This is a genomic window from Pandoraea commovens (assembly GCF_902459615.1).
In the GTDB taxonomy this organism is placed as follows: domain Bacteria; phylum Pseudomonadota; class Gammaproteobacteria; order Burkholderiales; family Burkholderiaceae; genus Pandoraea; species Pandoraea commovens.
Genome location: NZ_CABPSA010000013.1, coordinates 89,322 through 96,075 on the forward strand (window position 1 = coordinate 89,322; position 6,754 = coordinate 96,075).

6 protein-coding genes are annotated in these 6,754 nt (G+C 65.1%); all 6 read left to right on the forward strand.

Going from position 1 to position 6,754, the window contains the following annotated elements:
* The 6 genes from murU (at position 1) to purH (ending at position 6,585) form a co-directional block, all read left to right on the forward strand.
* Entirely contained in the window at positions 1-741 is a 741-nt protein-coding gene (gene murU / locus PCO31010_RS25275) for an N-acetylmuramate alpha-1-phosphate uridylyltransferase MurU (protein WP_150666680.1), read from the forward strand.
* 52 nt (positions 742-793) lie between these two features.
* Positions 794-2,125: an aminopeptidase P N-terminal domain-containing protein gene (locus PCO31010_RS25280; protein ID WP_174985171.1), complete on the forward strand. Its 1,332-nt coding sequence runs from the start codon at positions 794-796 to the stop codon at positions 2,123-2,125.
* Positions 2,126-2,146: 21 nt separating this feature from the next.
* Positions 2,147-3,502, forward strand: coding sequence for a UbiH/UbiF/VisC/COQ6 family ubiquinone biosynthesis hydroxylase (locus tag PCO31010_RS25285; RefSeq protein ID WP_150666682.1), 1,356 nt, complete (start codon positions 2,147-2,149; stop codon positions 3,500-3,502).
* A gap of 152 nt (positions 3,503-3,654) precedes the next feature.
* Positions 3,655-4,683: a tRNA dihydrouridine synthase DusB gene (dusB, locus tag PCO31010_RS25290; protein ID WP_039393172.1), complete on the forward strand. Its 1,029-nt coding sequence runs from the start codon at positions 3,655-3,657 to the stop codon at positions 4,681-4,683.
* The gene (locus tag PCO31010_RS25295) at positions 4,680-4,913 is read left to right on the forward strand and encodes a Fis family transcriptional regulator (RefSeq protein ID WP_039393174.1); all 234 of its coding nucleotides are present in this window, start codon (positions 4,680-4,682) and stop codon (positions 4,911-4,913) included. The genes dusB and PCO31010_RS25295 overlap by 4 nt, the downstream gene beginning before the upstream one ends.
* Positions 4,914-5,019: 106 nt before the next feature.
* Positions 5,020-6,585, forward strand: coding sequence for a bifunctional phosphoribosylaminoimidazolecarboxamide formyltransferase/IMP cyclohydrolase (gene purH, locus PCO31010_RS25300; protein ID WP_150666683.1), 1,566 nt, complete (start codon positions 5,020-5,022; stop codon positions 6,583-6,585).
* Positions 6,586-6,754: the final 169 nt, after the last annotated feature.

Here is a 6,754-nt window from a genome sequence, read left to right on the forward strand (position 1 = left end):
ATGAAAGCGATGATCTTCGCGGCCGGACGCGGCGAACGCATGCGTCCGCTCACCGACACTGCGCCGAAGCCACTGCTCCCCGTCGGCGGCAAGCCGATCATCGTGTGGCAGATCGAAGCGCTGGCCCGCGCCGGTTTCAGGCAGATCGTGATTAATCATGCCTGGCTGGGCGTGCAGATTGAAGCCACCCTCGGCGACGGCAGCGCCTTCGGCGTGCATCTGGCGTACTCGACTGAGGCCGAAGCCCTGGAGACGGCCGGCGGCATCGCCCAGGCTCGCGCACTTCTCGAAGGTGACGGGAATGTCTTTCTTGCCGTGTCGGGCGACATCTTCACCGACTTCGATTACGCCACGCTTCGCACGCAGGCCGAACGTCTTGCCGCACAACCCACACCGGGCATGCATCTGGTGATGGTGCCGAATCCCGCCTTCCATCCGACGGGCGACTTCGCGCTCGACACGGCAGGCCATCTCTTCTTGCGCGACGCCGCGCCCGCGACGGCCGAGTCGCTCACCTTCGGCAACATCGCCCTGTACGACCTGCGCCTGTTCGACGGCATCGCCCCGGGCACGCGTATGGCGCTCACGCCGCTGTATCAGCGCGCGATTGCCTCAGGACACGCGAGCGGCGAGCGCTTCGACGGCATTTGGGAAAATGTCGGCACCCCGGCGCAGCTCGATGCACTGGACGCCGAAGTGCGCGCCGGGCACGCGCGCTCGCCCGGCAGTAGAATCGCCTGAACGCAGGTCAATACGTCTGAACTCGAACCAATACCCCGAAATGGAGCCCGCGATGTCTGATTCCCCGTACCGTGCCCGCCGCGAGCGAGTCATCGAACAGATGCGCAAGGCCGGTGGCGGCGTCGCCATCTTGCCCACGGCGCCGGAAGTGCCGCGCAACCGAGACAGCGACTATCCGTATCGTCACGACAGCTACTTCTATTACCTGTCGGGCTTCACGGAGCCGGAAGCGGTCGTCGTCCTCGACAGCCGCACGGGGCATTCGATTCTCTTCTGCCGTGCGAAGAACGAAGAGCGCGAGATCTGGGACGGCTATCGCTTCGGCCCGGACGCCGCGCGCGAGACCTTCGGCTTCGACGCCGCCTATCCCATCGACGAAATCGACACGCGCCTGCCGCAATTGCTGGCCGACGCACCCGCTCTGTTCTACGCGCTGGGGGCATCGGCACAGCAGGACCGTCAGGTGCGTCACTGGCTGAATGCCGTGCGTGCACAGAGCCGCACCGGCGTGTCGGCACCGTCGGCCGCGCGCGACATTCGCGGGATTCTCGATGAGATGCGTCTGGTCAAGGACAGCACCGAACTCGACATCATGGCCCGCGCGGGCAAGATTTCCGCCGACGCGCACGTGCGCGCCATGAAGGCGTCGCGGGTCGGCCTGCGTGAATACCATCTGGAAGCCGAGTTGCTGTATGAATTCCGCCGCAACGGTTCGCAATTCCCGGCATATGGCTCCATCGTCGCGACTGGCGCGAACGCCACCGTGCTGCACTATCGCGCGGGCGACGCCGAGCTGCGCGACGGCGATCTCGTGCTGATCGACGCCGCCTGCGAACTCGACGGCTACGCCTCCGACATCACCCGCACGTTCCCGGCCAACGGCAAGTTCACGTCGGCCCAGCGCGAGCTTTACGACATCGTGCTGGCCTCGCAGCAAGCCGCCATCGACGCCACACGTGCGGGCGCGCGCTTCGATGCGCCGCACGAGGCCGCCGTTCGCGTGCTTGCGCAAGGCATGCTCGACACCGGCCTGCTCAAGCGCGACACGGCAGGCAGTCTGGACGACGTCATCGCCAACAAGGCCTACAGCCGCTTCTACATGCACCGCACCGGCCACTGGATCGGCATGGACGTGCACGACTGCGGCGAGTACCGAGAGGACGGCGCGAACGGCGAGCGTCCGTGGCGCACGCTGGCCGCCAACATGGTCACGACCATCGAGCCGGGCATCTACGTGCGACCGGGGCCGGACGTCGACGAGCGCTACTGGAACATCGGCATTCGCATCGAAGACGACGCCGTGGTGACCGCCGACGGCTGCACGCTGCTCACGCGCGACGTGCCGGTCGATGCCGACGAAATCGAAGCATTGATGCGCGGCTGACGCATCTCGGACTGACGGCTGATGACGAACGCTCAGGCTTCCGGTACTTCCGGCACCTCCGACATTTCCGAAATTTCCGACGTTTCCGAGAAGCGCGCGGCGACCGAACGGCCTGTCGCGCGTTTCGACGTCGCCATCGTCGGCGCCGGTCCGGTCGGCACCGCGCTCGCCCTGTTGCTCGCGCAGCGCGCACCGCACTTGCGCGTGGCGCTGGTGGACGCGCGCGGCGCGCAAGCGAGCTACGACGACCCGCGCACGCTCGCCCTGTCGCACGGCAGCCGCGAGATTCTTGCGCGCGCGGGCGCATGGCCGCGCGATCCGAATGCGCGTTCCGCGCTGCCGAGCACGCCGATCCGGCACATTCACGTCTCGCAGGCGCAACGCTTCGGCAGCACCGAGATCGACTATCTCGATCACGGCGTACCGGCCCTCGGCTATGTGGTGCGTTACGGCGCGCTCATGCGCGCGCTCGATACCGCGACGGCACAGCTACCGGCGCGCTTCGAGCATGCGTCGCGAGCGTCCGCGCTCAGCGTGCTCGACAGCGACGCGCCGGGACTGCACCACTTCCGCCCGTATCGCGCCATCGCGCTGCGTCAGGACGCCCAGCAGGTCACGCTCACGCTCGAAGGCGTGGGCGACGATCACGCACACACGCTGCACGCCACACTCGCCGTCAACGCCGAAGGCGGATTGTTCGAAGGACAGACGGCGCGGCCGCGCACGCGCGACTACGGCCAGACGGCCCTGGTGGGCTTCGTGACCTGCGAGCGTCCGCGCATCGGCTGGGCATGGGAGCGTTTCACGTCCGACGGTCCCGTGGCGCTCCTCCCGCAAGAGAACGGCTACGCGCTGGTGTGGTGCTGCTCGAACGCCGAGGCCAGTCGCCGCCGCGCGTTGGACGACGCCCGGTTCCTCACTGAGCTGCACAAGGCGTTCGGCGACCGCATGGGCCGCTTTACCTCGATTACCGGCCGCGCGGGCTTCCCGCTCGGCCTGAACGCACTGGGTCAGGTGGTCGACGGGCGTGTCGCTGCCATCGGCAATGCCGCCCAGACGCTTCACCCCGTGGCCGGTCAGGGCCTGAACCTCGGCTTGCGCGACGCCTTCGACCTTGCCGACAGCCTCGTTCGCCATGCCCGCGCCGGTACGACGCATCAGGGCGTGGCGGGTCCGGCTGCGCTGAGCGCGTTCGCCCGCCGCCGTCGCGCGGACCGGGGGCTCACGATCCGCATCACCGATCTGCTGCCTCGCCTCTTCGGCATCGACGCCGCACCGGTCGCCCTCGCGCGCGGCATGGCGCTCGCCAGCCTCGATCTCGTTCCTCCGCTCAAAACCGCCTTTGCCCGGCAGATGATGTTCGGCCAGCGCGGCTGATCGCGAGATCTCAAGCCCTTCACCGGGCATCTCCCAAGGTCTTTCCGAATCGGTCCTGACCGACCCGCCCGGAACTTTGCACATTTTTTAGGCGACGAGGGCGGGTTTTCGCAGTAAAATGGCGATCTTTTTTCCGGCTTTTCCCCTTCATCGTGCGTATCGGTCCCCACGAACTCCGCAATAACCTGTTCGTCGCCCCCATGGCGGGTGTGACGGATCGGCCGTTCCGCCAGTTGTGCAAACGACTGGGGGCGGGCTATGCCGTGTCGGAAATGGTGGCGTCCAACGCGCAGCTGTGGAAGAGCGAGAAGACGATGCGTCGCGCGAATCATGCGGGTGAAGTGGCCCCGATTTCGGTGCAGATCGCCGGGGCCGACCCCGAGATGATGGCCGAAGCCGCACGCTACAACGTCGAGCGCGGTGCGCAGATCATCGACATCAACATGGGCTGCCCTGCCAAGAAGGTCTGTAACGTTGCCGCCGGATCGGCGCTGTTGCAGAACGAGCCGCTGGTCGCTCGTATCGTGTCCGCAGTCGTGGGCGCCGTGGGCGACGTCGTGCCCGTCACGCTGAAGATTCGCACGGGCTGGGACCGCGAACATAAGAACGCGCTCACGGTGGCGCGCATCGCCGAAGAGTGCGGCATCAGCATGCTGACCGTGCACGGCCGCACGCGCGCCGACCTGTATCACGGCGATGCCGAGTACGAAACCATCGCCGCCGTGAAGGCCGCTGCACGCATCCCGGTAGTGGCCAACGGCGATATCGCGTCGGCGCAGAAGGCAAAGCACGTGCTCGAAGTCACGGGCGCAGACGCCATCATGATCGGCCGTGCGGCGCAGGGGCGTCCGTGGCTCTTCCGCGACATCGAACTCTTTCTCACGACGGGCGAGATCGCCTTGCCGCCGCGCGTCGACGAGATCCAGCAGATCATGAACGAACACCTCGTGGACCATTACGAGTTCTACGGGGAGTACACCGGTGTACGGACCGCGCGGAAGCACATCGCGTGGTATTCGCGTGGCCTGCCGGGGGCAGCCACGTTCCGCCAGCGTATGAATACGCTCGACACCACGCAGGAACAGTTGGCTGCGGTCAACGCGTTTTTCGAAGAGCAGAAGGTGCACTCGGACCGCCTCTGCTATGAACAAGAATCTCCGAGGGAGCTATTAGCCGCATGAGCAAAGCAAACATAGAACAATCTGTGCGCGACAGTCTGGATATGTATTTCCGGGATCTGGACGGCGCACGGCCACACGATGTCTACGATATGGTCGTTTCCGTCGTCGAAAAACCCCTGCTCGAGTTCGTGCTCGGCAAGGCCGACGGCAACCAGTCGCTCGCCGCGGAATATCTGGGAATCAACCGCAACACGCTGCGCAAGAAGTTGCAGCAGCACGGTCTGCTGTAAGGGCTGCGGCAGCAACATCCGCTGCCCCGGCCGCTCCGGCCCATCCGCGCTACCTGTGCGAATCCGTGATTAACCGCCCGTTTTTGCCGTTTCACTACCGTCCGTCATGATCAAGCAAGCTCTCATTTCCGTCTCCGACAAGACCGGCATCGTCGACTTCGCCAAGTCGCTCGCGGCCCAAGGCGTGTCGATTCTCTCCACCGGCGGCACCGCCAAATTGCTGGCTGACGCCGGTCTGAAAGTGACCGAAGTGGCCGACTACACCGGCTTCCCGGAAATGCTCGACGGGCGCGTGAAGACGCTGCATCCGAAGGTTCACGGCGGCATTCTGGCGCGTCGCGACCTGCCCGAGCACATGGCAGCCCTCGACACGCACGGCATTCCGACGATCGATCTGCTCGTCGTGAACCTGTACCCGTTCGTTCAGACCGTCGCTAAAGACGACTGCTCGCTCGAAGACGCCATCGAGAACATCGACATCGGCGGGCCGACCATGCTGCGCTCGGCCGCGAAGAACCATCGCGACGTCACCGTCATCGTCGACCCGGCCGACTACGCCGTGGTGCTCGACGAAATGAAGTCGAACAACAACACCGTCGGTTACACCACGAACTTCCGTCTGGCGACCAAGGTGTTCGCTCACACTGCCCAGTACGACGGCGCGATCACGAACTATCTGACGAGCCTAGGCGAGTCGCTGCGTCACGACGAGCGCTCGGCCTACCCGGCGACGCTGAACCTGGCGTACACCAAGGTGCAGGACATGCGCTACGGCGAGAACCCGCACCAGAGCGCCGCGTTCTACCGTGACATCGTCACGCCGGAAGGGGCGCTGGCGAACTACCGTCAGTTGCAGGGCAAGGAACTGTCGTACAACAACATCGCCGACGCCGACGCTGCGTGGGAATGCGTGAAGACGTTCGAAGCGCCGGCTTGCGTCATCATCAAGCACGCGAACCCGTGCGGTGTGGCCGTGGCCGCCTCGCCCGCCGAAGCGTATGCCAAGGCCTTCCAGACGGATCCGACGTCGGCCTTCGGCGGCATCATCGCCTTCAACCGCGAAGTCGACGAAGTGGCTGCGCAAGCCGTCGCCAAGCAATTCGTGGAAGTGCTGCTCGCCCCGTCGTTCACGGATGCCGCCAAGCAAGTGTTCGCCGCCAAGCAGAACGTGCGTCTGCTGGAAGTGCCGATGGGCGCTGGCGTGAACCAGTACGACTTCAAGCGCGTGGGCGGCGGCCTGCTCGTCCAGTCGACCGACTCGAAGAACGTGGCACCGCATGAACTGCGCGTGGTCACGAAGCGTCACCCGACGCCGAAGGAAATGGAAGACCTGCTGTTCGCATGGCGCGTGGCGAAGTACGTCAAGTCGAACGCCATCGTGTTCTGCGCCGGTGGCATGACGCTGGGCGTGGGCGCGGGTCAGATGAGCCGTGTGGACTCGGCCCGTATCGCCAGCATCAAGGCGCAAAACGCCGGTCTGTCGCTGAACGGTTCGGCCGTGGCATCGGACGCCTTCTTCCCGTTCCGTGACGGCCTCGACGTGGTGGTCGATGCAGGCGCGACCTGCGTGATCCACCCGGGTGGCTCGATGCGCGACGACGAAGTCATCGCCGCAGCCGACGAGCGCAACGTCGCCATGCTGATGACGGGCACGCGCCACTTCCGTCACTAAGCACTGAGCGCGATAAGCGCGATAAGAAAAAGGACACCCTCTGAACTGACCCCAAAAAATTAGACGGTCAAGTTTGTTCAGCGGACGTCCACGTGACGTGTCCCCGGTAACTGGACAGTTTAAAACTGGAGAGGGATTGCCTCTTTGGGTTTTACTGACCATTTTTGGA